General features: G+C 72.3%; 27 protein-coding genes. 7 read left to right on the top strand and 20 right to left on the bottom strand.

What is annotated here, in order from left to right; all coding sequences use genetic code 11:
* Positions 1–65: 65 nt before the first annotated feature.
* Together ACFWEP_RS07525 and ACFWEP_RS07520 are read right to left on the bottom strand one after the other, a co-directional pair.
* Positions 66–614 carry a hypothetical protein gene (locus ACFWEP_RS07525; RefSeq protein WP_387367074.1) on the bottom strand — a complete coding sequence of 183 codons (549 nt, stop codon included), beginning with the start codon at positions 612–614 and terminating at the stop codon, positions 66–68.
* A gap of 133 nt (positions 615–747) precedes the next feature.
* Positions 748–1,242, bottom strand: a complete 495-nt coding sequence (locus tag ACFWEP_RS07520) for a MarR family winged helix-turn-helix transcriptional regulator (protein WP_387367071.1) — start codon at positions 1,240–1,242, stop codon at positions 748–750.
* A gap of 303 nt (positions 1,243–1,545) precedes the next feature.
* On the opposite strand from ACFWEP_RS07520, the gene ACFWEP_RS07515 reads away from it, so the two are divergent.
* Positions 1,546–3,063, top strand: coding sequence for an MFS transporter (locus ACFWEP_RS07515; protein WP_387367068.1), 1,518 nt, complete (start codon positions 1,546–1,548; stop codon positions 3,061–3,063).
* Positions 3,064–3,081: 18 nt separating this feature from the next.
* Here ACFWEP_RS07515 and ACFWEP_RS07510 read toward each other — a convergent pair whose 3' ends face one another.
* On the bottom strand, positions 3,082–4,338 hold the full coding sequence (locus ACFWEP_RS07510) for a GNAT family N-acetyltransferase (RefSeq protein WP_387367065.1): 1,257 nt from the start codon (positions 4,336–4,338) through the stop codon (positions 3,082–3,084).
* A gap of 166 nt (positions 4,339–4,504) precedes the next feature.
* Between ACFWEP_RS07510 and ACFWEP_RS07505 the strand changes: the two genes are divergently transcribed.
* The gene (locus ACFWEP_RS07505) at positions 4,505–5,011 is read left to right on the top strand and encodes a TetR/AcrR family transcriptional regulator (RefSeq protein WP_387367063.1); all 507 of its coding nucleotides are present in this window, start codon (positions 4,505–4,507) and stop codon (positions 5,009–5,011) included.
* A gap of 1 nt (position 5,012) precedes the next feature.
* Positions 5,013–5,378, top strand: coding sequence for a hypothetical protein (locus ACFWEP_RS07500; RefSeq protein ID WP_387367060.1), 366 nt, complete (start codon positions 5,013–5,015; stop codon positions 5,376–5,378).
* Positions 5,379–5,505: 127 nt separating this feature from the next.
* Here ACFWEP_RS07500 and ACFWEP_RS07495 read toward each other — a convergent pair whose 3' ends face one another.
* Positions 5,506–6,495, bottom strand: coding sequence for an asparaginase (locus tag ACFWEP_RS07495; RefSeq protein WP_387367057.1), 990 nt, complete (start codon positions 6,493–6,495; stop codon positions 5,506–5,508).
* 42 nt (positions 6,496–6,537) lie between these two features.
* Positions 6,538–7,236 carry an ABC transporter substrate-binding protein gene (locus ACFWEP_RS07490; RefSeq protein ID WP_387367054.1) on the bottom strand — a complete coding sequence of 233 codons (699 nt, stop codon included), beginning with the start codon at positions 7,234–7,236 and terminating at the stop codon, positions 6,538–6,540.
* A 115-nt stretch (positions 7,237–7,351) separates the two neighbouring features.
* Between ACFWEP_RS07490 and dtd the strand changes: the two genes are divergently transcribed.
* Entirely contained in the window at positions 7,352–7,801 is a 450-nt protein-coding gene (gene dtd / locus ACFWEP_RS07485; protein WP_387367051.1) for a D-aminoacyl-tRNA deacylase, read from the top strand.
* Positions 7,802–7,844: 43 nt separating this feature from the next.
* On the opposite strand, the gene ACFWEP_RS07480 is transcribed toward dtd, so the two are convergent.
* The 6 genes from ACFWEP_RS07480 to ACFWEP_RS07455 form a co-directional block, all read right to left on the bottom strand.
* A complete protein-coding gene (locus ACFWEP_RS07480; RefSeq protein WP_387367048.1) occupies positions 7,845–8,810 on the bottom strand; it encodes a YgfZ/GcvT domain-containing protein in 966 nt (321 codons plus the stop codon).
* A gap of 104 nt (positions 8,811–8,914) precedes the next feature.
* Entirely contained in the window at positions 8,915–9,361 is a 447-nt protein-coding gene (locus tag ACFWEP_RS07475; protein ID WP_387367045.1) for a Fur family transcriptional regulator, read from the bottom strand.
* A 165-nt stretch (positions 9,362–9,526) separates the two neighbouring features.
* Positions 9,527–10,099 carry an FABP family protein gene (locus ACFWEP_RS07470; RefSeq protein ID WP_328720854.1) on the bottom strand — a complete coding sequence of 191 codons (573 nt, stop codon included), beginning with the start codon at positions 10,097–10,099 and terminating at the stop codon, positions 9,527–9,529.
* Between the two features lie 279 nt (positions 10,100–10,378).
* Positions 10,379–11,482 carry a hypothetical protein gene (locus ACFWEP_RS07465; RefSeq protein WP_387367041.1) on the bottom strand — a complete coding sequence of 368 codons (1,104 nt, stop codon included), beginning with the start codon at positions 11,480–11,482 and terminating at the stop codon, positions 10,379–10,381.
* Positions 11,479–12,423 (bottom strand): hypothetical protein, encoded by a 945-nt coding sequence (locus tag ACFWEP_RS07460; protein ID WP_387367038.1) that lies wholly within the window; start codon positions 12,421–12,423, stop codon positions 11,479–11,481. The genes ACFWEP_RS07465 and ACFWEP_RS07460 overlap by 4 nt, the downstream gene beginning before the upstream one ends.
* Positions 12,420–13,211, bottom strand: coding sequence for a hypothetical protein (locus tag ACFWEP_RS07455; RefSeq protein WP_387367035.1), 792 nt, complete (start codon positions 13,209–13,211; stop codon positions 12,420–12,422). Before ACFWEP_RS07455 ends, ACFWEP_RS07460 begins: the two co-directional genes overlap by 4 nt.
* Positions 13,212–13,477: 266 nt before the next feature.
* Between ACFWEP_RS07455 and ACFWEP_RS07450 the strand changes: the two genes are divergently transcribed.
* Complete coding sequence (locus ACFWEP_RS07450; protein WP_387367032.1) at positions 13,478–13,840, top strand: DsrE family protein; 363 nt, start codon at positions 13,478–13,480, stop codon at positions 13,838–13,840.
* 24 nt (positions 13,841–13,864) lie between these two features.
* Here the strand turns inward: ACFWEP_RS07450 and ACFWEP_RS07445 are convergent, their stop codons facing one another.
* From ACFWEP_RS07445 to ACFWEP_RS07410, 8 genes are all read right to left on the bottom strand, one after another.
* Entirely contained in the window at positions 13,865–14,137 is a 273-nt protein-coding gene (locus tag ACFWEP_RS07445) for a DUF3099 domain-containing protein (protein ID WP_387367029.1), read from the bottom strand.
* 146 nt (positions 14,138–14,283) lie between these two features.
* The gene (locus tag ACFWEP_RS07440) at positions 14,284–14,571 is read right to left on the bottom strand and encodes a DUF1416 domain-containing protein (RefSeq protein ID WP_030590573.1); all 288 of its coding nucleotides are present in this window, start codon (positions 14,569–14,571) and stop codon (positions 14,284–14,286) included.
* 36 nt (positions 14,572–14,607) lie between these two features.
* On the bottom strand, positions 14,608–15,447 hold the full coding sequence (locus ACFWEP_RS07435) for a sulfurtransferase (protein WP_387367026.1): 840 nt from the start codon (positions 15,445–15,447) through the stop codon (positions 14,608–14,610).
* Positions 15,448–15,610: 163 nt separating this feature from the next.
* Positions 15,611–15,691, bottom strand: coding sequence for a putative leader peptide (locus tag ACFWEP_RS07430; RefSeq protein WP_350310325.1), 81 nt, complete (start codon positions 15,689–15,691; stop codon positions 15,611–15,613).
* Positions 15,692–15,950: 259 nt separating this feature from the next.
* The gene (locus tag ACFWEP_RS07425; protein ID WP_387367023.1) at positions 15,951–16,643 is read right to left on the bottom strand and encodes a DUF2993 domain-containing protein; all 693 of its coding nucleotides are present in this window, start codon (positions 16,641–16,643) and stop codon (positions 15,951–15,953) included.
* 115 nt (positions 16,644–16,758) lie between these two features.
* Positions 16,759–18,243, bottom strand: coding sequence for a hypothetical protein (locus tag ACFWEP_RS07420; RefSeq protein ID WP_387367116.1), 1,485 nt, complete (start codon positions 18,241–18,243; stop codon positions 16,759–16,761).
* Positions 18,244–18,670: 427 nt separating this feature from the next.
* On the bottom strand, positions 18,671–18,925 hold the full coding sequence (locus ACFWEP_RS07415) for a MoaD/ThiS family protein (RefSeq protein ID WP_387367020.1): 255 nt from the start codon (positions 18,923–18,925) through the stop codon (positions 18,671–18,673).
* A gap of 122 nt (positions 18,926–19,047) precedes the next feature.
* Entirely contained in the window at positions 19,048–20,016 is a 969-nt protein-coding gene (locus tag ACFWEP_RS07410) for an alpha/beta hydrolase (protein WP_387367017.1), read from the bottom strand.
* A gap of 310 nt (positions 20,017–20,326) precedes the next feature.
* Here ACFWEP_RS07410 and ACFWEP_RS07405 point away from each other — a divergent pair, with 310 nt between their 5' ends.
* On the top strand, positions 20,327–21,127 hold the full coding sequence (locus ACFWEP_RS07405; protein WP_387367014.1) for a response regulator transcription factor: 801 nt from the start codon (positions 20,327–20,329) through the stop codon (positions 21,125–21,127).
* A gap of 24 nt (positions 21,128–21,151) precedes the next feature.
* A complete protein-coding gene (locus ACFWEP_RS07400) occupies positions 21,152–22,195 on the top strand; it encodes a LacI family DNA-binding transcriptional regulator (RefSeq protein ID WP_387367011.1) in 1,044 nt (347 codons plus the stop codon).
* 170 nt (positions 22,196–22,365) lie between these two features.
* Here the strand turns inward: ACFWEP_RS07400 and ACFWEP_RS07395 are convergent, their stop codons facing one another.
* Positions 22,366–23,997 carry a serine/threonine-protein kinase gene (locus ACFWEP_RS07395; protein ID WP_387367008.1) on the bottom strand — a complete coding sequence of 544 codons (1,632 nt, stop codon included), beginning with the start codon at positions 23,995–23,997 and terminating at the stop codon, positions 22,366–22,368.
* Positions 23,998–24,079 lie beyond the last annotated feature (82 nt).

Genomic DNA, 24,079 nt, shown 5'->3' with positions numbered 1-24,079 from the left:
TTTCCGCAGGCAGGAAGCCACATCCGGTGCGTACACCGGCCGGAGGCGGCAGGACCGGGCGGACTTCACCCGGCGGTGCCATCGCCGCCACCGACCCCGCGCACCCACTCCGCCAGCTCCGCGAAGTCCGCGTCCGTCAGGCCGAGTCGGGGGTCGACGCGGTGCAGCAGCCGGAGTCCCTCGCAGTGACCGGCCACCCAGCGCCGGTCGATGTCGGTGATCTCGTCGTCCACCCAGATGAAGGGCCGTCCGGCCGCCAGTTCCACGAGCGTGCGGGTCTTCCAGTGGAGACCGCCCCGCTCGTCCGCGTCGTCCACGTCCTCGGGCCAGTCCACCACCGGCAGTCGCGGCAGCCCGAGCCAGGGCGCGACGACGAGGTTCGCGTCCGCCATCCAGGTCGTCGCCCACACCAATTCGCAGCCCAGGGCCAGGAGTCGGGGCCCGTACGCGGGGTTGATCCTGGCCAGCAGCGGGTTCCCGGCATCCTCCGTCCGCCCGGAGTGCGAGCAGTACGCCGGATACCCGCCAGGCAGCTGCTGCGGCGTCGCCCCGAAGGGGATGAGGGGGCCGTCCACGTCGAGGAAGAGCAGGGGGCGAAGCTCCGGAGCGTTCACGCCCGCACGATAACCGCCCGGGCCCTCCGACACGCGAAGGCGGGTGCCCGGGGCCCCGTGATGCGTGAGGGCCGACACCCGCCGAGCGGCAGGATCGACACCGCCCGCCCGGCAGCGGGCGCCTTACGCGGCCTTACGCCGCCTGGCGGGCACGGCGGGCCGGGCGAGGGCTGTCGACCGGCTCGGACAGGGGCCCCTGTGCCAGCTGCTCCAGGGCCCGGACGAAGAGCGCCCGGTCGTTCTCGGCCAGTCCCTCCAGCGCCTCCGCGTGCACCCGGTCGACGATCCGCCGGCTCCGGACGGCCAGCTCGGCACCCTTGTCCGTCACGGAGATGATCCGCGCCCGCCGGTCCAGCCGGGAGGGACGCCGCTCCGCGAGACCGGCGCCCTCCAGGGCGTCGACGGTCACCACCATCGTGGTCTTGTCCATGTCGCCGATCTCCGCGAGCTGCGCCTGGGTCCGCTCCTCCTCCAGGGCGTGCTCCAGGACGCAGTGCATGCGGGGGGTGAGACCCACCTCGTCGAGGGCCGCCGCCATCCGGGTCCGCAGGACGTGACTCGTGTGGTTGAGCAGGTACGAGAGGTCGAAACCGGTGGGGGCGCTGGAGGTGGGCGGCGTAGAGGTCATGCCTTCAGGCTAACAAGTCGATCCGTGACGGATGGTCCGAAAGAAGACGTTCTCCGCCCCACCGGTCGGCGCCGCCGCCACCGCGGGCATCGCCCCCTCGCGCCCCCCGCCCCACCCGGGCGGCACCACCCCCGCACCCCTCCCGACGCCACCACCCCACGGAAGAACCCCCGGAGCGAGAACTCCCGAAACATATAGTCCGCAACAAAACCTTCTGCTACGGTCGGTCCATCGCGGTCACCGAGACGCGTCCACCCGCACGCACATGCCGAGCCAGCCGCTTCCCACCGCAGGAGCACGCCCATGTCCGCCACAGTCCGTCCCGCACCCTCCCCCGCAGATTCCGGCGCCGCGCCCGTGACGACGGCAGCCACCGCACCCCTCGCCCCGTCGCCCCTCACCCCCCGGCAGAAGTGGCTCGCGCTCGGCGTGATCGCCTCCGGGATGCTGATGATCATTCTCGACGGGTCGATCGTCACCGTGGCGATGCCCGTGATCCAGCGCGACCTCGGGTTCACCCCTGTCGGGCTCAGCTGGGTCGTCAACGCCTACCTGATCGCGTTCGGCAGTCTGCTGCTGCTCGCCGGCCGGCTCGGGGACCTCATCGGGCGCAAGCGGATGTTCGTCACCGGCACCGCCGTCTTCACCGTCGCCTCGCTCCTCGCGGGTGTGGCGACCTCACCCGGGGTACTCATCGCCGCGCGGGCCCTCCAGGGCGTCGGCAGCGCGGCGGCGTCCGCGGTCGGACTCGGCATCCTGGTCACCCTGTTCACCGAACCGCGCGAACGGGCCCGTGCCATCGGGGTGTTCTCGTTCACCTCGGCGGTCGGCGCCTCGCTCGGTCAGGTGCTCGGCGGGGTGCTCACCGACGCGCTCGACTGGCACTGGATCTTCTTCATCAATCTGCCGATCGGTGCCGCCGCCCTCTTCCTCGCCGTCCGGGCGCTGCCCGGTGACCGGGGGCCCGGGCTCGGCTCCGGGGCGGACGTGACCGGCGCCCTCCTCGTCACCGCCGCCCTGGTGGTGGGCATCTACTCCGTCGTCCGGGCCGAGCGGTACGGCTGGCTGTCCGGACACACCCTGGGCCTGGGCGCCCTCGCGCTCGCCCTGCTCGCCGCCTTCGTCGTACGTCAGGCCACCTCCCGCACGCCGCTGATCCCGCCCCGTCTGCTGCGCTCGCGCACCACGGTCGGCGGCAACCTGATCCAGATGCTCATCATGGCCGCGATGTTCACCTTCCAGATCCTCGTCGCCCTGTACCTGCAGAAGGTCCTCGGCTACGAGGCGCTGGGCACCGGACTCGCCCTGCTGCCGGCCGCCGTCGTCATCGGAGGCGTATCGCTGCTCGTCTCGGCACGCCTGAACGCCCGGTTCGGCGAACGCGCCGTGCTGCTGGCCGGAATCGCCCTGATGGCCACCCAGATGGCACTGCTCGGACGCCTGCCCGACCACGCCGACTACGCCACCGACCTGCTGCCGTCCATGCTGCTGACGGCCGGCTTCGGGCTTGCGCTCCCCGCCCTCACCACCCTGGGCATGTCCGGAGCGGCCGATGAGGACGCGGGACTCGCCTCCGGCCTCTTCAACACCACGCAGCAGGTCGGCATGGCCCTCGGCGTGGCCGTCCTCTCCACCCTGGCGGCGGGACGCACCGGCGGACTGCTCGCCGCCGGGGACGGCTCGGCCCACGCGCTGACGGAGGGATACCGCCTCGCCTTCACGGTCGGCGCGGGCCTGCTCGTCACCGCCTTCGCCGCCACCCTGTTCCTGCTCCCCGGCCGCTCGTCCGCACCCGTCACCGAAGCCGCCTCGGCCGGGTGAGCCCCGGCGGGAAACCGCTCAGAACACGTCCGGGCACCACGGCCGGCGGGCGGTGCGGAAGGCGCCGTCCGCCAGCGCCGCGGCACCCGGGCGGTTCTCGTCGATCCGCCCCAGGGCGACCAGCCGCTGAACCGACTCGTCGCCGAGCTGCACCGCGGACAAGTCCCGCACGTCCAGGGTCAGATCGGCACTCCGCGTGTCGGGCGCACACACCGCGCCGTGCGGGGAGGCGTCCAGCCGGAAGACGCCGCCCGCGAGGCCGGCGTCGTCACGGACGTCGAGGACGAGCGTGGCCTCCCGCGCGTAGGTCCGGGCCGCGAGCAAGCGCGGGGTGTCGAGCACCCGCGTCCACAGCCAGTCCGTGTGCGTGACCACCCGGGCCGCGCGCGGGTCGGGCAACAACAGCGGAAGCAGGTCGTCCGGGGCGCGGTAACCGGAGCGGACCGTGGTGACCCAGTCGATGGAGCACACGAAGCCCCAGAGGGCCCGCTCGGCGGCCGGGGTCGCGGCGATCAACTGGCTCACGATCACGCTGTCGCGCGGCTGCTTGCCGTCGCTCCAGTCGTCCTTGGTGCGGTACGTGACCAGGCCCTCGGGCTCGCCGGAGACCGAGCGGTACAAGACATAGAAGGGCTCCGTCCACTTGTCCACCGCCTGCACGCCGACACCGGTGTGCCGGCCCCACCAGGAGGCCGGACGGTCGACCACACCGTGCTGCCGGGCGGCCAGCCGGGCATGGATCTCCGGGCCCAGCTTCGCCACGTCCTCGGCATCCACGAATTCGACCCGGCCACCGTCCGGTGCGCCACCTGCGAGCGGGACGCCGCGGTCCAGGCCCGAGCGGGTGAGGTCCACCTCCCACTCGGTGAGCGAGGTGGCCGGGCCGAAGCCGAAGCGCCCGTAGATCGGGTACTCGGCCGCGATCAGGGTGGCGGCGACCTCGCCGCGCTCCTTCGCCTCCGCCAGGTCGGCGGCCATCATCCGGCTGAGCAGGCCCCGCCTGCGGTGCGTCGGCGCGACCGTCACCCCGCTGATCGCGTCCACCGCGACCCGCGCGCCACCGGGCACCGTCAGCTCCTGGGCGAACGAGCGGAAGGTCGCCACGCACCGCTCCCCGTCGAAGGCGCCCCGCACCCGGGAGAGGTCGGTGCGCGCCAGCCGTGCCGCGGCGTCCTCCTGGAGACCCTCCGCCGATGCCTCCAGGAACCCCCTCCGGACGGCGAGCAGCCAGGCGGGGAATTCGGTCGCGGTGATCACACGTATGTCCAGGCCCATACCGTCACGCTAGGTCGCCCGCTCCACCGTGTCGCCCGCTTTTTCTCCGCCACCGGCTCCTCATCCGCACCGCGCGGAGTCCTCGTAAGGCGCCCCGCCGACCGGAGCACCCATGGTTGAACGTTCGTTCTTGACCGATCGTTCACTTACTCGTACGCTCCTGCCCATGGGAAGACCTCGCGCCTTCGACACGGATCAGGCCGTCCGTACGGCGGCAGCCCTCTTCGCCGCCCACGGATTCGAGGGCACCTCGGTCGACGACCTGGTCATGGCCACCGGCATCCACCGAGGCAGCCTCTACAAGGCCTTCGGCTCCAAGCGGAGCCTGCATCTGACCGTGCTGCGCACCCACCTCGACCACGAGATCCACCCGGCCACCGCGGCCCTCGCCACCGTCACGGACCCCGCGCGGGCGCTGTCGACGGCGATCGCGTCGTTCGACAACGGCCCGGCCGCCGGACTCCTGCTCCTCGCCGCCGCCGAACGCGCCCCGCACGACCCCGAAGTCGCAGCCCTGGTCGCCGAAGGCATCGCCGCACTGGAGGAAGCCCTGCGCCCCTCCCACGGCGCGGACGCCTCGCACACCGCCTCCACCGTCCTCGGTGCCCGGCTGCGCCTGCGCGCCCGGCCCGCCACAACCGGCGCCCAGCCCGCCGCCCCCAAGGAGCACTGACATGGCCCTGATCTCCATCGACCGCGAGCGCGGCCTGCTGATCGCCGAAATCGAGGGGCTCGACAAGCTCTGGAGCCTCAAGAGCCGCCTGGAGATCCCCCTCGCCCACGTGCGCGGCGCCACCCACGACCCCGGGGCCGCCCGCGAACCGAAGGGCATCCGGGTCGCCGGCACCTACCTCCCCGGTGTCATCACCGCCGGCCGGTTCCGCCGCCACGGCGAACGCCTCTTCTGGGACGTGAAGAACCCGGACAGAGCGGTCGTCATAGAACTCGCCGACGCCGAGACCTACGACCGCCTGGTCATCGAGGTGGCGGACCCCCGGGCCACCGTCGCACTCATCGAACAGTCCGTCACCCGCGATTGACCGAGGGGCGGACCGCGACGAGCAAGACGGACCGCGGCCGACCAAGGCGGGCCGAGGCCGACCGAGGCGGGCCGGAGACGCGTGAGGAATCGTTTCCTCTGCCGCACCCCCGCCCGCCCCACAACCGTCAGAACGCCGCCCGCACCTCGCCGACCTCGGCCGCGCCGCCCATCAGCGGCGCCCGGCCGACGCGGGCCACGACCGGGGCGTCCACCCCGAGGAGTCCCAAGGCGCGGGCCAGTACCGGGCCGAGCGCCCGGGTGGAGCCGTCCTCGATCTTGAAAGCCAGCGCGCGGCCGTCCGGGAGGGCCAGCGCCTGCACGGCCTCGGCACCCATCTTCGAGAGGGTCCCCGGCAGTTCCCGCATCAGCCAGGTGTCCGGCCGCCGGGTGCCCGCCACGTACTCCGGGTGGGCGCGCATCGCGTCCGCGACCCGCCGCTCCGCCGTACCGGGCTCCGCCAGGACGAAGGAGCGGAACGCCCGCGCCAGCCCGGTCAGCCCGATCGCCATCAGCGGCGCGCCGCAGCCGTCCGTACCGACCGAGGCGACCGGCTCGCCCGCCGCCTCCTCGATCACCCGGTGCACCAGGCGCTGGAGCGGGTGGGCCGGGTCGAGGTAGGTCGCGGTGTCCCAGCCGTTGAGTGCGCAGACGGCGAGCATCGCCGCGTGCTTGCCCGAGCAGTTCATGGTGATCCGCTCCCGGACCCGCCCGGACGCGAGGTACGCCTCCGCCTCCACCGGGTCCAGCGGCAGATCGGGCGGGGTCTGCAGGTCGGCCGGGCTCAGCCCGTGCTCGGCCAGCATCGTGGCGACGAGCGCGAGGTGGAAGTCCTCCCCGGAGTGGCTCGCGGCGGCGAGTGCCAGCCGCTCGCCGGACAGGTCGAGACCGGCCCGCAGGATCGCGGCCGCCTGCATCGGCTTGTTGGACGAGCGGGGGAAGACGGGCGCCGCCGGATCGCCGAGCGCGAATTCCACACTGCCGTCGGCCGCCAGCAGCACCAGCGAGCCCCGGTGCCGGCCCTCCGGGAACCCGGACCGCACGACCTCCGCGAGGACCGGGCTCACCGCCGGGGTACCGGGGCCGGAGGGGGAGGCGAGGGCGTCATTGCTGGTCATGAGGGCCTTCCGGGAGCTGGACCCGCTCCCGGAAGGGTCGCCTCAGGCGAGCAGATCGTCTACTTGTGCTTCTCCGTCACGGTACCTGCGGGCGATCTCCGCACCGCATTCGTCCGCCGTGCGCTGGAGCTGGTGGCGGCGGCGCGAGACCTGCTTCTCGCAGCCGACGAGCCTGCCCATCGCGGCGTGCAGCTCTTCGTCCGTACGGGCTTCCAGGTCGGACAGCTCCACCTCGGCGAACGTCTCCGCGGCCAGCCTGGCGTACTCGTCGCCGCGCGGCGTGCGGAGCGTGACGTGCCGGGCGGAGGTGCGGTGCAGCGACGGGGCGTCCGCGAGGATCTCCGGGAGCCGGTCCACCACCGGGGACTCCGGGGCCTGCCGGCGCGCCAGCTCCGCCCGGAGGATGTCGATGCGGCCCTGGACCAGCCGGCGTACGTAGCTGAGATCGGCCTCGTCCCGCTGGGCGTCCCGGCGCATCGTCCGCAGCGCCGGGAGCCTGAGCCCACCGAACCCGGCCTGCGGGCGGACCGCTCCGAGCCCCTCGGAACCCGGGTGCGCGGCGCCCTGTTCGGGTACGGAACCGGCCGAAGCGGCAGGAAGCGCCGTCCGTCCGGGAGCGACGGCGGCCCCTGCCCCGGGGCCGCCCTCCGGTCCCGGTACGCTCCGCTGCACGGGCGGCCGCATGGCGGTGGGCTTCGTCGGTACGGCACCGGGAGATTGTCCCGTTCCATAGGTACTCATACTGTTCCGTCCCCTCGGCCGGTGCGTCGGCACACCGACATCGTGCATCGTGCCACCCCGCCCGGGGCCGACGCCGGGGTTCTGTACCCGTTCAGCCCAAGATAGGTTGGTCTGTATGCGTGCAGTGGTACAGAGAGTGGATGGCGCGAGCGTCTCCGTGTCCGAAGGCACCGAAGCCGCCCCGGAGACCGGAGTCGTCGGCGAGATCATGGGCGAGGGCCTGTGCGTGCTGGTCGGAGTGACCCACGACGACACCCCGGAGAAGGCGGCTCAGCTCGCCCGGAAGCTCTGGTCGGTGCGCATCCTGGAGGGCGAGAAGTCCGCTTCCGACGTGAACGCACCGCTTCTGGTCATCTCGCAGTTCACCCTCTACGGGGACGCCCGGAAGGGGCGCCGCCCCACCTGGAACGCCGCCGCGCCGGGCGAGGTCGCCGAACCGCTGGTGGACGAGGTCGTGGCGCAACTGCGCGCGCTCGGGGCGCGGGTGGAGACGGGCCGGTTCGGGGCGGACATGCGGGTCACGCTCACCAACCACGGCCCGTTCACCGTACTCATCGAGGTCTGAGAGGCCGGTCGAGGTCCGGGCACCGGCAGCCCGGAGGCGGCCACTACGGCTCGACGATCGTCTCCTGCGCGGCGGCGGTGTCCCCGGCGAGCAGCTCGGCGTCGACCGCGACGTTCCGCTTGACCAGCGCGAGGGCGATCGGGCCGAGCTCGTGGTGCCGGGCCGAGGTGGTGATGAAGCCCAGCTGACGGCCTTCCGCGCCGTCCGAGGCGAGGCGGACCGGGGTGCCGTGGCCGGGCAGGTGCACCTCGCTGCCGTCCAGGTGGAGGAAGACGAGCCTGCGCGGCGGCTTCCCCAGGTTGTGGACGCGCGCGACGGTCTCCTGCCCCCGGTAGCAGCCCTTCTGCAGGTGGACCGCCGTGCCGATCCAGCCCAGCTCGTGCGGGATGGTCCGGTGGTCGGTCTCGAAGCCCAGGCGCGGACGGTGCGCCTCCACGCGCAACGCCTCGTACGCCAGGATGCCCGCGGCCGGACCGGCCCCGGCGGTGTACGTCTCCAGGTCGGCGCGCGGCAGGAACACGTCCCGGCCGTGCGGCTCCTCGCGCACGGCGAGGCCCTCGGGCACTTCGGTGATGGAGCCGGCCGGGAGGTGCACGACGGCGAAGTCCCCGGTGCGGTCGGCGACCTCCACCCGGTAGAAGAACTTCATCGACTCCAGGTACGCCACCAGCTCCGCACGCGTCTCCGGCTCGACGTGCGCCCACGTCGTGGTGCCGTCGTCCACGAGGTAGAGGGCGTGCTCGATGTGGCCGTTGGCGGAGAGGATCAGCGCCTCGGTGGCCCGGTTCGGCGCGAGGTCCGTGACGTGCTGGGTGAGCAGCAGGTGGAGCCAGCTGAGGCGGTCGTCGCCGGTGACGGTGACGACACCCCGGTGCGACAGGTCGACGAACCCGTCGCCGCCGGCGAGGGCGCGTTGCTCGCGGAACAGGTCGCCGTAGTGCGCGGCGACACCTTCGTCGCGGCCTTCGGCGGGAACGGCGCCGGGCAGGGACAGCAAGGGGCTCTTCATGCGACCAGCGTACGGCGCGCGTCCCGCGCCCGTGGGGCCGGGCGTTCAGGGCCGTATCGGGTCCGGGCCGGGCCCGCAACCCGATACGGGCCCCGGCGCACGCCCTAAGACTGCCCGGCGTCCACGGGCTCCGCCCCGGCAGCGCAGGAGCGGCACCGGCCGAAGATCGCGAAGTGCTTCAGGTCGGTCTCGAAGCCGAACGTCTCGCGCAGCTTGGCCGTGAACTCGGCCGCCACGTCGGTGTCCGCCTCGATGACGTCCGAGCAGTCCCGGCAGACCAGGTGGATGTGGTGGTGGCGGTCGGCCAGGTGGTAGGTGGGGGCGCCGTGGCCGAGGTGGGCGTGGCTCACCAGCCCGAGCTCCTCCAGGAGCTCCAGGGTCCGGTAGACCGTGGAGATGTTCACCCCCGACGCGGTCCGGCGCACCTCGCACAGGATGTCGTCGGGCGTCGCGTGCTCCAGCGCGTCGACCGCCTCCAGCACCAGCTGGCGCTGCGGCGTGAGCCGGTAGCCGCGCTGCCGGAGATCGGTCTTCCAGTCGGTGCTGACCACGGGGCCAGTGTACGGCTCCCCGCGCGGCATTCCCCGGGCCATGTTTCGAAAGTGGCACGCCCGAAAGTGGCACCCGCCCGCCGGGCGGGGCCTTCGAACCACGGCCCGGCACGAAGACGGATACCGGCGTCCCGTGGCGCGAGGGCCGTCCGGAACGGGCGCGGCCTACTTGAAGAAGGCGATGCCGTCGTCCGGGAGGTCGCCGAGGCTCTTCGCCATCTCCTGGACCTCTTCCGCCGTGACGACCTTCTTGAGGTGCGCCGACATGTAGGGGCGCAGCTCGACGTCGGGGGTGGCCTTCTCGCCGACCCACATGAGGTCGCTGTTCACGTAGCCGTAGAGGCGCTTGCCACCGCTGTACGGGCCGGAGGCCGCCGTGCGGGCGACCGCGTCGGTGACGACGTCGATCTGCGGCTTCTTCTCGGCCAGATCGCCGTACCAGACCTCGACCACGCCCTGGTCGCGGACCATGACGATCTCGACCTTGCGGTTCTCGTCGATGCGCCAGTAGCCGGACTCGGACTCCAGCGGCCGGACCTTGTTGCCCTCGGCGTCGAGCACCCAGGAGTGCGAGACGTATTCGAGGAAGTCACGGCCGTCGTGGCTGAAGGAGACTTCCTGGCCGAAGTTGCACTTCTCGTCGCCGGGGAAGTCGGCGACGCCCGCGCCGGCCCAGTTGCCCAGCAGGAATGCCAGCGGAACGAGGTCCCGGTGAAGGTCGGACGGAATCGAGATCATGAGCGGCTCAGGCGATCTGTGAGGGAGTGGCGGAGGGTCGGACGAGGGTCAGCGCTGGCCCTGGTACAGCTTCTTCACGGTCACCGCTGCGAAGGCGAGGACGCCGACGCAGACCAGGACCAGCAGGGTGGAGAAGAAAACCTCAAGCACGGGAGCTCCTCGTAGCGAGCGAATGGCTGCAATGGCGCCAATACAGGGCCGGGCCCCAGCCTAGTCGGTGGGGGCCCGGCTCTCTCGTTCAGGTCCGCGCGGTGCCCGGCGGCGGGGCACCGTCCGGGCTCAGCCCAGCAGCTGGTTCTGGAGGATCACCGTCTGCTGGAACGGCACCTTCGCCGCCTTCCCGCCACCCCCTCGGGACTGCTCGATCATCGCGACGGTGTCACCCGCGATGACGTACGCGACCCGTACGTGCTCCTTGTCGTACGGCTTCTCCTCGTCGAAGACGTACGGCTGGACGTCGGCCGAGATCGTGTCGTCCGGCCAGGAATCGTCCCGGACCAGACCCGTCACTCCGCCGGGCAGCGGCTGCTCCCCGTTGCGCATGGCCAGCTCGTCGCCGAGGTCGGTGGCGAACGCGACCGAGTTGAACTGGAGCAGGTAGATCTTGGACGAAGTGCCGTCCGGCATGGTCCAGCCGCGTGCCGCCGTGTGGCGCAGCGCGGAGTCCGTCAGGACCTGTCCGAGGTGGGACCGGTCGCCCTCGGCGAACTCCGAGAGGAACTGGGCCGAGGGGACCCAGTCGCCGGTGAGCTTCTCGTCCGGCACCGACCCGGCGGGGGCGGGCAGCAGCAGCTTCCGCACGTCGGCGTAGTGGATCTCCGCGTTGTTGGAGGCGTCGAAGGGGCGGGCCTTGCCGGGGGGCAGTGCGGGCAGCGCGAGCCCGGGGTAGTCCCACCGGCCGTCGCTCACGGTGGAGAGACCGGGCACGTCGGTCCGCTCCATCGAGGTGATGCCGTAGGCGGTCCCGGCCGAGGCGGCACCGAAGACCAGGACGGCGGCGGTCCAGCGCGCGACTGCACGCAGCGTGCGCCGGGGCTTCCGGGGGCCCGCGGGAGGCTCCTGCCCCTCGGGGCTCCCCTGCGGTACGGCCGCGTCCCCGGCGGGCGGGGGAGGCAGGGGCGCAGGTCCCCCGGGGAGGGGCGGCGGTGCGGGCGCCGGAACCGGCGGTACCTCCGCGGGGGCGGCGGCAGGGGCAGGCTCCGCCGGGGCCGGGGCCGGGGCCGGGGCCGGGGCCGGTACCGGCGCGGGTGCGGGCGCTGCCGGGGCCGGTACCGGCGCGGGTGCGGGCGCTGCCGGGGCGGCGGCAGGGGCAGGCACTGCCGGGGCCGGGGCGGGCGCGGGCGTGTCGGCCTGCGGCTGCGGGGTCACCGTCTGCTCGGTCATATGTACTCCCCCGGGGACTTGATGTGGTCGAGCTGGTCCTTCACCAGATCGGCGACGTCGGACATGCTCATGGGCTCCGTGCCCTCGACGTCGACGCTGATGAGGAGTTCACCCTCGTACGCCGTGCACGTCACGCCGTCGAGGTCGTCCTCGTTCTTGGGGTACCGGAAGCAGAGGGCCTTCTTGTAGCCCTTGATCTTCGGACCGTCGCGGAAGACGTCGAGCCCGTCCATGAACTCGGTGTCGGCGGACCACAGGTCGTACAGCGTCTTGGTGTCCTTCATCTTCACGACCCCGATGACAGCCGTCATCCCGGACTGCTGCGACACGTAGGACCGCTGGGCCATGCCCTGGACCTTCATCCGGTCGACGCGCTTCTCGTACGCGCGGCGGTCCTTGCCCGCCAGACCGTGCGCCGACTCCTTGAAGACGGCCGTGGCTTCCTTGCCACTGATCACGCTGTCGTTGCTCAGCTCCCCGACGTCCATGCCGAGCCGCCAGTCCTTCGTCGCCGGGAGGAGCAGCTTGCTGAGTTCGGAGTCGGACCGGCCCTCCAGGGCGGCCGTGCCGAGGTCCTTCTCCTCGTCCTTCGCCTTTCCGTACTCCTTCGGCGCGCCCTTGGGCCAGAGGACGGTGGGCGAGGTGCGGTCCGCCGAGTCGACGGTGTTCTTCGTGTACACGCCGGCGCCGGCGATCACGCCGAGGACGACCACGGCCGGCACGACGTACCGCGCCACCCGCATCACCCGGCCGGTACCGGTCTTCGCCGCCGCCGGGGCGGGCGCCCCGGTCTCCGCGGATGCCCCGGGCTGCGCGGATGCCCCGTGCTGCGCGGACGCCCCGGTCTCCTCCGCTGCCGCCGTATCCGGGACGGGCCCGGCGTCGACGGGCGTGCCGAGGGTGGCGTCCGGGGTCACGGCTTCGTTCTTCTCGTCGTTCACAGCCGCTCCAACTGGCGCTCCGCCAGGCTCCGGATGGTCTTCTTGCTGATCGGCTCGGAGTCGAAGACCGAGATGTCCATCACGATGTCCCCACGCACCGCGATGGCCCTGGCCTCGTACATCGGCAGGTATCCGGCTTCGCGCTGGACCGGGTAGATGAAGTACCGGCCGTCGAGGCTGCCCTTGATGGGGTCGCCTTCGCTGTCCGCCCCGTCCTCGTACGGCAGGTAGTCCATCTGCGCGGTGAAGTGGTCCGCGGCTCCGAGGGAGTCACCGGAGCGGTACTGCACGAGGTCGACTTTCGTTTCGCGGTGCTCACCCTCCGCCCAGGACGCCTCCGCGACGCGTCGGATGCCGCTGCCCAGCAGGTCGTCGAACATGTAGTCGGGGCTCTCGTACTCCGAGGCGTAGTCGGAGAGAGTCAGCCAGCCCGTGCCGTATCCCTCGCCCACATCGGCGTTCTTGGGGGCGCTCAGCAGCAGCTCGGTCAGGTCGCCGTCCGTCTTCACCTGGCGGTCCTGGGCCACCGGCAGCGGGTCGGAGGCCTTGCCCGGCTTCACCGGGTAGGCGAGCCGCGCGTGCGCGAGCGTGCCCAGCGGCGTCGGGTCACGGTCGGCCTGCACGCCGAACCCCACGGCCCCACCGATGGCCACGCCGAGCACGGCGGCGGCCAGCACGATCAACGAGGTACGGCCGCGCGGACGGCGGCGGACGGCGTCCGGTGCCGGTTCGGCGGCGGGGTCCGGCGCGGCGGACGGCGGTACGGGCACGACCGGCGTGGGCGCCACAGCGCCGGTGGGTGACACGGCATCGGCGGGCGCGGGCGGCGCGGCGGGGGCCGGCGGTGCGGAAGGAGCGGGCGGGTTCAGGTTCTCACCAGTGTTCGCGGCCTGCGGCGCGTCCGGCAACGGGACGGCATCGCCGGAATTGGTGTCTTTCGGTTCCAAAAGGGTCCCCCCATAAGAGACCTGAGGCGCGGGTTCCATTACCTGCGCACACAACAGACCCACAGGTCACAGGAGAGGTTGCACCGCGGACGGTTACAGTTCGGCATATGCCGAAGAAGCTCGTGATCAAGGTGACCGCAGGGGCCGACTCCGCCGAGCGGTGCTCGCAGGCGTTCACGGTGGCGGCGGTCGCCGTCGCCAGCGGGGTGGAGGTCTCTCTCTGGCTGACCGGGGAGTCCGCCTGGTTCGCCCTGCCCGGCCGTGCGGCCGATTTCGAACTCCCGCACGCCGCACCGCTGCCCGACCTCATCGAGTCGGTCATGGCGGGCGGCCGGATCACCCTCTGCACCCAGTGCGCGGCGCGACGCGACATCACGGAGCGGGACGTCCTGGAGGGTGTACGCATCGCAGGGGCGCAGGTCTTCGTCCAGGAAGCGATGGCGGACGGCACCCAGGCGCTGGTCTACTGACGGTCCGTCATTCGTCGCGAGGGTTCAACGGTCGTGACGGCGGCGCTTCCTGCCGTCCAGCTCGTCCCACCACTCGTCGGACTCCGGGTCCCCGGACGGGTACTCGTCCCACCACCGGTCCTCGGGTCCACGGCGGTTGGCGACCATCGCCGCGACCGGCGGGATGACCATGGCGACCACGCACATCCCGACGGCGGCGGGCACCGACCAGAGGCGCACGACGGCCCAGGCGGACACGAAGAGGACGACGCATCCGCCCATCAGCAGGAAATAACCGCGCCGGCGCCGGGCGTACATACGTCCAGCGTACGGGCAGCGCGAAGGGCCGCACCCCTTCTGTCACAGGTGGCGTCCAACCCCCTGGGGTACGGCCCTGCGGCCCTGCCTCACCGGTGCGGCACCCGGCTCACGCCGGGGCCGCACCGATCAGCGGCTCATGTCACTCAGACGGCGATGGCCACCTCGGAGAGGCCACCGGTCTGCGCGACGACGGTGCGGTCGGCACTGCCGCCCGGAACCAGCGCACGGACCGTCCAGGTCCCCTCGGCCGCGTAGAAACGGAACTGTCCGGTCGCCGAGGTCGGGACCTCGGCGGTGAACTCGCCGGTCGAGTCCAGCAGGCGGACGTAACCGGTGACGGGCTCGCCGTCGCGGGTCACGCTGCCCTGGATCGTCGTCTCACCGGGCTTGATGGTCGAAGCGTCGGGGCCGCCGGCCTGTGCTCCACACATGGTGTTCAGTCCTTCTGGGTCGAGGGGTCCTGCGAATTACTTGTTGGCGCCGAGCTCGATCGGCACGCCCACGAGGGAGCCGTACTCGGTCCACGAGCCGTCGTAGTTCTTGACGTTCTCCTGGCCGAGCAGCTCGTGCAGGACGAACCAGGTCAGCGCGGAGCGCTCACCGATGCGGCAGTAGGCGATGGTGTCCTTCGCCAGGTCGACCTGCTCGTCCTCGTAGAGGGCCTTGAGCTCGTCGTCCGACTTGAAGGTGCCGTCGTCGTTGGCGTTCTTCGACCACGGGATGTTGCGGGCGCCGGGCACGTGGCCGGGGCGCTGCGACTGCTCCTGCGGAAGGTGCGCCGGGGCGAGCAGCTTGCCGCTGAACTCGTCGGGCGACCGCACGTCGACCAGGTTCAGGGTGCCGATGGCCGCCACGACGTCGTCGCGGTAGGCGCGGATCGACTCGTCCTGGGCCTTGGCCTTGTACGCGGTGGCCGGGCGCGACGGGACGGCGTCGGTCAGGTCGCGGGAGTCCAGCTCCCACTTCTTGCGGCCACCGTCGAGGAGCTTGACGTTCTCGTGGCCGTAGAGCTTGAAGTACCAGTACGCGTACGAGGCGAACCAGTTGTTGTTGCCGCCGTAGAGGACCACCAGGGTGTCGTTGGCGATGCCCTTCTCCGACAGGAGCTTCTCGAAGCCGGCCTGGTCGACGAAGTCACGGCGGACCGGGTCCTGGAGGTCCTTCGTCCAGTCGATCCGGATGGCGTTCTTGATGTGGTTCTTCTCGTACGCCGAGGTGTCCTCGTCGACCTCGACAATGGCGACCTGCGCGTCGTCGATGTGGGCCTCGACCCAGTCTGCGTCGACCAGTACGTCGCTGCGGCTCATGCTGTTCTCCTCCGGGGCAGTCTGCGGCGGTGTCGTGCGGAGTGAAGAGTGCTGCGGGTACACGCGGACGCCGGGCGTGGGCGTGCACCGGGGGCACGGACCGGCCCCGACGGTTCAACGGTCGAGGGGCCGGAGGGAAGCGGGACGGAACGGAACGTCCTGCTCAGAAGGTGCGACAGAGCATGGCGGCGACGCGGCACAGGTCTACTGCCCGCCGCTTCGTGAGGTCCGCCTGTCGTTTCATGTGTCCGATCGTAGGGAGCCGGAGGCGGGGATGTCACCGGCATGTCGGATGATGAGACGGTAACGTCCGCGATTCGAGACGCGTAAGCGAAATCCGGCCCTCCCCTCCCCTTCCGGGGGGACCGGACCGGCGTCACATCTGCGGTACGAACACCCACGTCTCACCATCCGGGCACCGATCCCGCGCCCTCACCACGAGCGGTGAACCCGGCGACTGCCCGGACGCCCGCCCGGACGCCCGCCCGGTCGCCCGCCCGGCCTCAGCCGGCGAGGGCGATGTCGGTGGCCTCCACCGAGACCTCCAGCCCTTCCGGAAGCGCCTCGATCTTCTTCAGCACCACACCGTCGGGCAGTCCGCCGAGGTTCCGCTCGAAGTCGGTGCGGGCCCGCACCAGTCCCTCCAGGCCGGGGATGTCCTCACCCGGCACCGCGTCCGCCCGGACCCGGACGGTACGGCCGTCGGCCAGAGTGACCGAGGAGACGACACTGCGGGAGACGCTGCCGAGGCCCGGTACGTCCACGCTGCCGGTGACCTTGACCTTCCCGTCGTCGGCGTACTGCACGGTGATGCCGTCCTCGGCGGCGGCCGTCAGGTCCGCGTAGCTGACCAGCGCGGTGCCCTTGACCAGCCCGGCCCGGGCGCTGGAGTACCCCTCACCGATGACGACCCGGTCGAGTTCGGCCCGCAGCTCGTTGATCCGGATGGTGTTCCCGTCGCTGCCGGCCTGGATGCCCTTGAGCGTGACGTCGACCTGGTCGAGGTTCCGGCTCGCGACCTGGGTGAGGAAGGGGAAGCCGTGGATCGAGACGTCGGTCGAGGCTGCCGTGGCACCGGTGAACTCGACCCGGTCCGCCGCCTCGTTCTCGGCGAAGTGGAGAGCCAGGCGGTCGACGGCCACGAAGAGGCCCCCCAGCACCACCACGACGATCAGCAGTATTCGCAGTGCGCGCATGGCTGTTCTTCTCCCACTCTCGTCAACGGACTCCGGGCTTCCCCTGTGCCTGACACGGCCACGGAAAGCCCGGAGTGAGCGACGAAGCGGGGTACCCGGTCGGTTCCCGGAAAGATCAGCCGATCATCCGGCCGACGAGGTAGACGGCCGGCGCCGCGGCGGTCAGCGGCAGCGCCACACCGGCCGTCATGTGGACGAACCGGGACGGGTAGTCGTAGCTGGCCGCCCGGAGCCCGACGAGGGCGCAGACCCCCGCCGCGAGGCCGGCCAGCGCCGCACCCGGCAGGCCGATCCCGGCGAGCTTGCCGCCCACCGCACCCGCCGCGACGGCGACGGCCAGGGCCCCGGCCACGGAGACCGGCCCGGGCAGCGGCAGCGCGCGCACCAGCGCGGCTGCGGCGACGGCGAGCGCGCCCGCGACCACCACGTCCGGATCCGCCGCGAGATACCCGCCCGCCAGCACCGCGAGGGCCGCCGACACGACCGTGGCCATCAGCCCGTACATCCGCTCGTCGGCCCCCGCGTGGCTCCGCAGCTGGAGCACCAGCGTGAGCAGCACCCACACGCCGAGCGTGCCGAGGAGAGCGGCCGTGCCGTGCTCACGACCGGCGGCGAGCAGCGCGATGTCCGCGACGAACCCGCCGAGGAAGGCGAGCGCGATGCCCTGCCGCGCCGGCCACATGCCGTTGAGCCGGAACCACCCGGCCGCGGTGACGGCCTGGAGCAGCACCAGCGGCACCGCCAGCGCGTACTGGCCGAGCGCGGCGCCGACCGCCACCAGCAGTCCGAGTACGGCGGTCAGCGCGGCGGGCTGCATGCCCGGCGCGATGATCGGCGAACGGCCCTCGGCCCGGGCGCGCTGGGCATCGGTGATCCGGGTGTTGCCGAGCGTGGTGGGAGCGCTGTACCCGTCCGCACCGGGCCGCTCCGGAGCGGCGGCGTCCGGGGCCGCCTCCGCGGGTACGCCGAACCGCTCGGCCGCGGAAGGCTGGGCCGCCGGTGCCACCGGGACTTCGGCGGGCAGCGGGTAGGAGGCCGGCGCGGGAGCCGGCGGACCGGCGACCGGCGGCAGAAAGGCCGTCTGCCCCGCGTCGGGCGCGGGAGCCGGCGGACCGGCGACCGGCGGCAGAAAGGCCGTCTGCGCCGCGTCGGGCGCGGCCTCCCGCGGCTGGTGCTGCGGCTGCCCCCACGCCTGCTGCGGGCCCTGCTGCCCGTGCTGCTGGGGGTGCTGAGGGTGCCGGCGGCCCTGCTGCTGGGCGTACCCCTGCTGCGCCTGCGCGTACGGCGACGCAGCCTGCCCGTACTCCTGCGGGGCCTGACCGTACGACTGCGCGGGCTGCCCGGACGGCTGCGGGGCCTGACCGTACGACTGCGCGGGCTGCCCGGACGGCTGCGGGGCCTGACCGTACGACTGCGCGGGCTGCCCGGACGGCTGCGGGGCCTGACCGTACGACTGCGCGGGCTGCCCGGACGGCTGCGGGGCCTGACCGTACGACTGCGCGGGCTGCTGTTGCCCGTACCCCTGCTGCCCGTACGCGTGCGGCGGGTACTGCGCCTCCGCCTGACCTGGCTGCCCGTACGCCTGGGGCTGCCCGTGCACCGGCTGCCGGTGCTGCTGTTGCGGAGCCGGGGGCTGCGGGGGCTGGGGCTGCTGCGGCTGGACCGTGGGCTGGTACTGGGTGTCCCAGGTCTGCCCCTGCCAGGTCTGCGTGGAGCCCGTGTCCGCACCACCGGAGCCGTGCCCCGGAGCCTGCGCCGCGTGCCCGTGCTGCCCCGGCTGCCCGTGCTGCTCCGACTGCCCGTACTGCCCGTGCTGCTCCGGCTGCCCGCCGTAGCCCTGCTGCTGCCCGCCGTAACCCTGCTGCTGCTCATACGCCGGTGCGGCGGCGGGGCCGCCGGTGTACTGCTGGGGGCCCGGGTGGGCGTGCTCGGGGTACGCCTCACCGTCGCCGTACGGGTACGGCTCCTGGCCCTGCGGCCGGGCGCCGCTCTGGTCCCTGTTCTGTGCGCTGCTCATCGTCTCCGGTTCACCCTCCTGCGAACGGCGGGAGCACCTCGACCGTGCCGCCCTCGGCAAGGCGTACCGTCTCATGCCGCCGCGCCCCGACCGGAGCCCCGTCGACCAGGAACGAGCACCTCAGGAGCACCCGCACCAGCTCTCCGGGGTGACGTGTGCGCGCGGCGTCCAGTGCCTCTGCCAGTGTCGTGGCCGCGTACGGCTCCTCCGCGGTGCCCGCGGCGGCCTTGGCCGCGGCCCAGTAACGGATCGTGCCCGCCGCCATGGCGGCACCCCCTTCGTCGTCCGTCCGTCGTTGCAATCACACACGTCACACACATCACATGGGTCACATGCGTCACGCGGAAACCCGCGCCCGGCCGTGCCGCGCGCGCTGTCCATGATGGGTCACGCGCCGACGGCCCAGTCGGCCATCCGGCCGAGCAGCGCCTCGTCCGCCGCGTTCTCGGCGTGTCCCATGCCCCGCTCCAGCCATAGTTCGGCGGCACCCCGGGCCGCCGCGTCCGCCAGCATCCGGGGGTGGTCCAGCGGAAAGTACGGGTCGCGGTCGCCGTGCACCACCAGCAGCGGGGCGGGCGCGATCAGCGGGACCGCCTCCACCGGGGAGAGCGGCACCGGGTCCCAGTCCTCGTCGTGGATGCGGGTGCCCAGCCCGTACCGGCCGACCAGCCGTCCGGCGGGGCGGGTGACCACCCAGTGCAGCCGGCGCATCGACGCGGTGCCCCGGTAGTACCAGCGGGCCGGGGAGCTGACGGAGATCACTCCGTCGACGTGGGCGGAGGTGGAGCCGGGGGCGGAGGTGGAGCCGGGGGCGGAGGTGGAGCCGGGGGCGGAGGTGGAGCCGGGGGCGGGGCCGGAGGCAGGACCCGATGATTCCGCCACCCCCCGAACGGCCCCCTCTTTCCCTACGGCTTTCTTCGTATACAGAGCGGCCTGTCGGAGCACCACGGAGCCGCCCATGGAGAACCCGACCGTAACGATTCTGCGGTGTCCCAGAGACCTCGCCCAGGACACCGCGGCGGCCAGGTCGAGGACCTCGCGATCCCCCACCGTGGACTTTCCGCCGGAGTTTCCGTGCCCCCGAAAGGAGAACGTCACCACGGCCGCACGCTGCGAGAACACCCTCGCGGCACGCCGGACGGCGGGCCGGTCGAGTGAGCCGGTGAAACCGTGCGCGACCACGATGGCCGTCTGCTCCGCGACCCGTGCGGCGCCCGGCCCGGCACCTGCCGTACACGGCTCGTACACCGCCTCCACCGGCACCCCGTCATCGGTGAGCAATGTGGCGTACTGCGGGGTTCGCGTGATCAAGGGAACAGAAGAACTCACGAATCGACCCTCGGAGAGTGAACTCATGTGGGCTATTCTGCTGCGAAGAGGATCCGGGCAGAGCAGCCCCCGGATCCTTTTGTGCTTTCCGCGTGTTGTTACGGAGACGTTTCAACAAGCTCAGCGACCCCAGGGCGCGGGGCCGCACCCGTAAAACCTGTATGACGAATGCCGCAAGGCTCAGCCGTACAGCCGTTCAGAGTGACGAAGTGATGTGCCGCATCTCCCCCGGGTCCGACCCGGGAGTGCCCCTCTCGCAGGGAACGAGGAGGACCGACGTAATGGGCGAGCGAAACGTGCACCACGATCGACCGACGACCGAGGCAGGTGAGCGGCGATGAGCTCACTGCTGCTCCTGACGAACGCCCTTCAACCGTCGACGGAGGTGCTCCCCGCCCTCGGCCTTCTGCTCCACAGCGTGCGGGTGGCCCCCGCCGAAGGACCCGCTCTCGTCGACACCCCGGGTGCCGACATCATCCTGGTCGACGGGAGGCGTGACCTTCCGCAGGTCCGCTCCCTCTGCCAGCTGCTCCGCTCCACCGGGCCGGGCTGCCCGCTGATCCTCGTCGTCACCGAGGGCGGCCTCGCGGCCGTCACCGCCGACTGGGGCATCGACGACGTCCTGCTGGACACGGCGGGTCCGGCCGAGGTCGAGGCCCGGCTCCGGCTCGCCACGGGACGGCAGCAGATCACCGCCGACGACTCCCCCATGGAGATCCGCAACGGCGATCTCTCCGTGGACGAGGCGACGTACAGCGCGAAGCTCAAGGGCCGGGTCCTCGACCTGACCTTCAAGGAGTTCGAGCTGCTCAAGTACCTCGCGCAGCACCCGGGCCGGGTCTTCACCCGCGCCCAGCTGCTGCAAGAGGTCTGGGGCTACGACTACTTCGGCGGTACGCGCACGGTCGACGTCCACGTACGGCGGCTGCGCGCCAAGCTCGGCCCCGAGCACGAGTCGCTCATCGGCACGGTCCGCAACGTCGGTTACCGCTTCGTCGCGCCGGAGAAGGGCGAGCGGAAGCAGGCGGCCCAGGAATCGGCGTCCCGGGGCGGCACTCCGCCGGACCGGCCGGCGGAGCGATCCGAACCGGCAGAGGTCGCCGAAGAGGAACCCGTGGTCGCGCCTGTGAAGAGGTAGTTCCATCCGCGTAGACTGCCGCGCGTGGCCAAGGTGACGCGGGACGATGTGGCAAGACTGGCGGGTACGTCGACCGCGGTCGTCAGCTACGTCATCAACAACGGACCCAGGCCGGTCGCCCCGGCCACGCGCGAGCGGGTACTCGCCGCCATCAAGGAGCTGGGCTACCGGCCCGACCGGGTTGCCCAGGCGATGGCGTCGAGGCGGACCGACCTCATAGGGATGATCGTGCCGGACGCCCGGCAGGCGTTCTTCGCGGAGATGGCGCACGCCGTCGAACAGGCCGCCGCCGAGCGCGGGAAGATGGTCCTGGTCGGCAACTCCGACTACCGCGACGAACGCGAGGTCCACTACCTCCGGGCCTTCCTCGGCATGCGGGTCTCCGGGCTGATCCTGGTCAGCCAGGGCCCCAGCGAACGGGCCGCCGCCGAGATAGAGGCGTGGGACGCCCGGGTGGTGCTGCTGCACGAGCGCCCCGAGGCGATCGACGACGTCGCGGTGGTCACCGACGACGTCGGCGGCGCCCAGCTCGCCACCCGCCACCTGCTGGAACACGGTTACGAGTACGTCGCCTGCCTCGGCGGCGTGGAGTCCACCCCGTCCGTCGGCGACCCGGTCGCCGACCACGTCGAGGGCTGGCGCCGGGCGATGCACGAGTCCGGCCGCTCCACCGAGGGCCGGCTCTTCCAGGCCCCGTACAACCGTTACGACGCCTACCAGGTGGCCCTCGGTCTCCTCGCAGGCCCGGACAGGCCGCCGGCCATCTTCTGCTCCACCGACGACCAGGCCATCGGCGTCCTGCGGGCCGCCCGCGAGCTGCGCATCGACGTACCGGGCGAGCTGGCCGTCGCGGGCTTTGACGACGTCAAGGAAGCCGGGCTCACCGACCCGCCGCTGACCACGGTCTTCTCGGACCGCCCGGCGATGGCGCGCGCCGCCGTGGACCTGGTGCTCGACGACTCGCTGCGGGTCTCCGGCTCCCGGCGGGAGCGGCTGAAGCAGTTCCCCTCCGCGCTGGTGGTACGGCGCTCCTGCGGCTGCGGAGAGCCCTCGCCGCACACGCCGTAGCGGGCGCCGGGTGACCGCGGACCGACGTGGCCGCCCGGCCGGCCGCGGCTCCAGCCGGACGGGCGGGACTTTCGCAACACGCTTCAGTACGCCGGGTGCCCCGCTCCCGCACCGGTCCCCGGAGCCCGTCCCGGGCCGGGGAGCAGCGGCCCACCCCGCCCGGACGGCCGTTACGCCGCTCCTCGCCAGATCGTCATGTCGGCCTGGACGAAGCCGGCTTCCGGGACCGCGGTGGCCTTGATCCCGATCACGAGCAGCCCGATGTCCCCCGAGGCGCTCTTGACGCAGATCTCGCTCCCGTCCGCCGTGCCGGCGAGGAAGAGGCGGTGATCCTTCCGGCCCTTCACGGCCGAACGGCAGTCGTCGAGGGTGATGTCCCGGAAGTTGACCATCTGCCGGAAGACGAGCGTGTCGCCCTCCAGTTCACAACCGGCGCTCTCGCATCCGAAACGGAGTTCCCCGGTGCCGTCCACCACCTTGACCGTCGGGTCGTCGAGGTTGGCCGAGGTCTTCGCGTCCAGGTAGACCGCGGGGTACGGCTGGGGTTTCGGGTTCCGGGACGAGGCGGAGGACGACGGAGAGCCGGCCGCGCCTTCGCCGGCGCCCAGGACCTCCGTGCCGGTGGAGTCCGACGAGCGGGCGGCGACCTGGTGGACGCTCTGGCGCACCAGGTCCATGAACGGCGGGGCGACCAGCGCGAGCAGCGCCGCGATCCCCGCCAGGGCCACGGCCGATATCAGAGCGGTGCGCCGGCCGCGCTTCGCCGTGGTCGTGGGTTCCGCCCCTGCCGGGGGAACCGGCAGGCCGAACGGGAACCGCGGCGGCTGCGCCTGTGGCACCGGCTGCGCACGTGTCCATGGTTGTGGCTGCAGTCGCGTCCCCACCGGAGTGGGATCGGGCAGCGGCGGCGGAAGTTCGACGTCCTGCTCGCTGAACCGCCGCCACACGGCCGGCGCCCCGCCCCCGTCCGCGTCCGGCCCCAGCCGCCCCCGGCACCATTCCAGGACCTCGTCCGGGGTGGCCCGGTCCACCGGGTCCGCGGACAGGCACCGGGCGAAGAGCGGGCGCAGGGACTCGGGCAGCGACGAGAGGTCGGGCTCGGAGTGCACGATCCGGTACAGCACGTCGACGCCCTGGCCCTCGCCGTAGAGCGACTCGCCCAGGGCCGCGAACGCGGCCGTCTGGGCGAGGGAGAAGACGTCGGCCGCTCCGGTGACCTCTCCCCCGGACGCCTGCTCGGGAGCCATGTAGGCGGGCGTGCCCACCGCCTGCCCGGTGACCGTGTACGCGGTCGCGTCGGCCGCCGTCGCGATGCCGAAATCGATGACGCGCGGCCCGTCGCCGGACAGCAGCACGTTCGACGGCTTCAGGTCCCGGTGCACGATGCCCTCGGCGTGGATGGCCAACAGCGCCTCCGCCATCCCCGCCATCAGCCACAGCACGGCGGGAACCGACAGCGGACCGTGCCGGGCCACGGCCTGTGACAAGGACGGCCCGGGTACGTACGACGTGGCCAGCCACGGCGGTTCACCGTGCACGTCGGCGTCGATCACCTCGGCGGTGTACACCCCGCGGACCCGCTGGGCCGCCTTGATCTCCCGGGCGAACCGCCGCTGGAAACCGGGGTCGTCCGCCAGCTCCGGCCGTACGACCTTGACCGCCACCGGCCGCCCGCCCCGGGTGTACGCGAGGTAGACCCGGCCCATGCCACCGGCACCCAGCCGGGCGACGAGCCGGTAACCACCGACGACCTGCGGATCCAGCGCCCGAAGGGGCTGGAAGACATCCCTCGTACCGCTCATCGGCCCGCTCCCCCACTCCACCGCGTCGGCCAGACGGCAGCAGCCTACGTGGCAGGGGCACGAGTCCGGCTCCCAGGGGCGC

It is taken from the genome of Streptomyces sp. NPDC060198, assembly GCF_042728415.1.
Taxonomy (GTDB): domain Bacteria; phylum Actinomycetota; class Actinomycetes; order Streptomycetales; family Streptomycetaceae; genus Streptomyces.
The sequence above is the reverse complement of the archived record's forward strand: the minus strand, read 5'-3'. Positions and strand labels throughout refer to the sequence as shown.

What these genes read in the sequence shown, in the direction of transcription:
- ACFWEP_RS07435 (WP_387367026.1), bottom strand. Translation starts at nt 15,447, where the DNA reads ATGAGCCGCAGCGACGTACTGGTCGACGCAGACTGGGTCGAGGCCCAC.
- ACFWEP_RS07445 (WP_387367029.1), bottom strand. Translation starts at nt 14,137, where the DNA reads ATGTACGCCCGGCGCCGGCGCGGTTATTTCCTGCTGATGGGCGGATGC.
- ACFWEP_RS07480 (WP_387367048.1), bottom strand. Translation starts at nt 8,810, where the DNA reads ATGAAGAGCCCCTTGCTGTCCCTGCCCGGCGCCGTTCCCGCCGAAGGC.
- ACFWEP_RS07425 (WP_387367023.1), bottom strand. Translation starts at nt 16,643, where the DNA reads ATGCGCGCACTGCGAATACTGCTGATCGTCGTGGTGGTGCTGGGGGGC.
- ACFWEP_RS07510 (WP_387367065.1), bottom strand. Translation starts at nt 4,338, where the DNA reads ATGGGCCTGGACATACGTGTGATCACCGCGACCGAATTCCCCGCCTGG.
- ACFWEP_RS07440 (WP_030590573.1), bottom strand. Translation starts at nt 14,571, where the DNA reads ATGTGTGGAGCACAGGCCGGCGGCCCCGACGCTTCGACCATCAAGCCC.
- ACFWEP_RS07495 (WP_387367057.1), bottom strand. Translation starts at nt 6,495, where the DNA reads ATGACCAGCAATGACGCCCTCGCCTCCCCCTCCGGCCCCGGTACCCCG.
- ACFWEP_RS07430 (WP_350310325.1), bottom strand. Translation starts at nt 15,691, where the DNA reads ATGAAACGACAGGCGGACCTCACGAAGCGGCGGGCAGTAGACCTGTGC.
- ACFWEP_RS07505 (WP_387367063.1), top strand. Translation starts at nt 4,505, where the DNA reads ATGGGAAGACCTCGCGCCTTCGACACGGATCAGGCCGTCCGTACGGCG.
- ACFWEP_RS07520 (WP_387367071.1), bottom strand. Translation starts at nt 1,242, where the DNA reads ATGACCTCTACGCCGCCCACCTCCAGCGCCCCCACCGGTTTCGACCTC.
- ACFWEP_RS07500 (WP_387367060.1), top strand. Translation starts at nt 5,013, where the DNA reads ATGGCCCTGATCTCCATCGACCGCGAGCGCGGCCTGCTGATCGCCGAA.
- ACFWEP_RS07410 (WP_387367017.1), bottom strand. Translation starts at nt 20,016, where the DNA reads ATGAGTTCACTCTCCGAGGGTCGATTCGTGAGTTCTTCTGTTCCCTTG.
- ACFWEP_RS07405 (WP_387367014.1), top strand. Translation starts at nt 20,327, where the DNA reads ATGAGCTCACTGCTGCTCCTGACGAACGCCCTTCAACCGTCGACGGAG.
- ACFWEP_RS07490 (WP_387367054.1), bottom strand. Translation starts at nt 7,236, where the DNA reads ATGAGTACCTATGGAACGGGACAATCTCCCGGTGCCGTACCGACGAAG.
- ACFWEP_RS07515 (WP_387367068.1), top strand. Translation starts at nt 1,546, where the DNA reads ATGTCCGCCACAGTCCGTCCCGCACCCTCCCCCGCAGATTCCGGCGCC.
- ACFWEP_RS07450 (WP_387367032.1), top strand. Translation starts at nt 13,478, where the DNA reads ATGCCGAAGAAGCTCGTGATCAAGGTGACCGCAGGGGCCGACTCCGCC.
- dtd (WP_387367051.1), top strand. Translation starts at nt 7,352, where the DNA reads ATGCGTGCAGTGGTACAGAGAGTGGATGGCGCGAGCGTCTCCGTGTCC.
- ACFWEP_RS07415 (WP_387367020.1), bottom strand. Translation starts at nt 18,925, where the DNA reads ATGGCGGCGGGCACGATCCGTTACTGGGCCGCGGCCAAGGCCGCCGCG.
- ACFWEP_RS07470 (WP_328720854.1), bottom strand. Translation starts at nt 10,099, where the DNA reads ATGATCTCGATTCCGTCCGACCTTCACCGGGACCTCGTTCCGCTGGCA.
- ACFWEP_RS07465 (WP_387367041.1), bottom strand. Translation starts at nt 11,482, where the DNA reads ATGACCGAGCAGACGGTGACCCCGCAGCCGCAGGCCGACACGCCCGCG.
- ACFWEP_RS07395 (WP_387367008.1), bottom strand. Translation starts at nt 23,997, where the DNA reads ATGAGCGGTACGAGGGATGTCTTCCAGCCCCTTCGGGCGCTGGATCCG.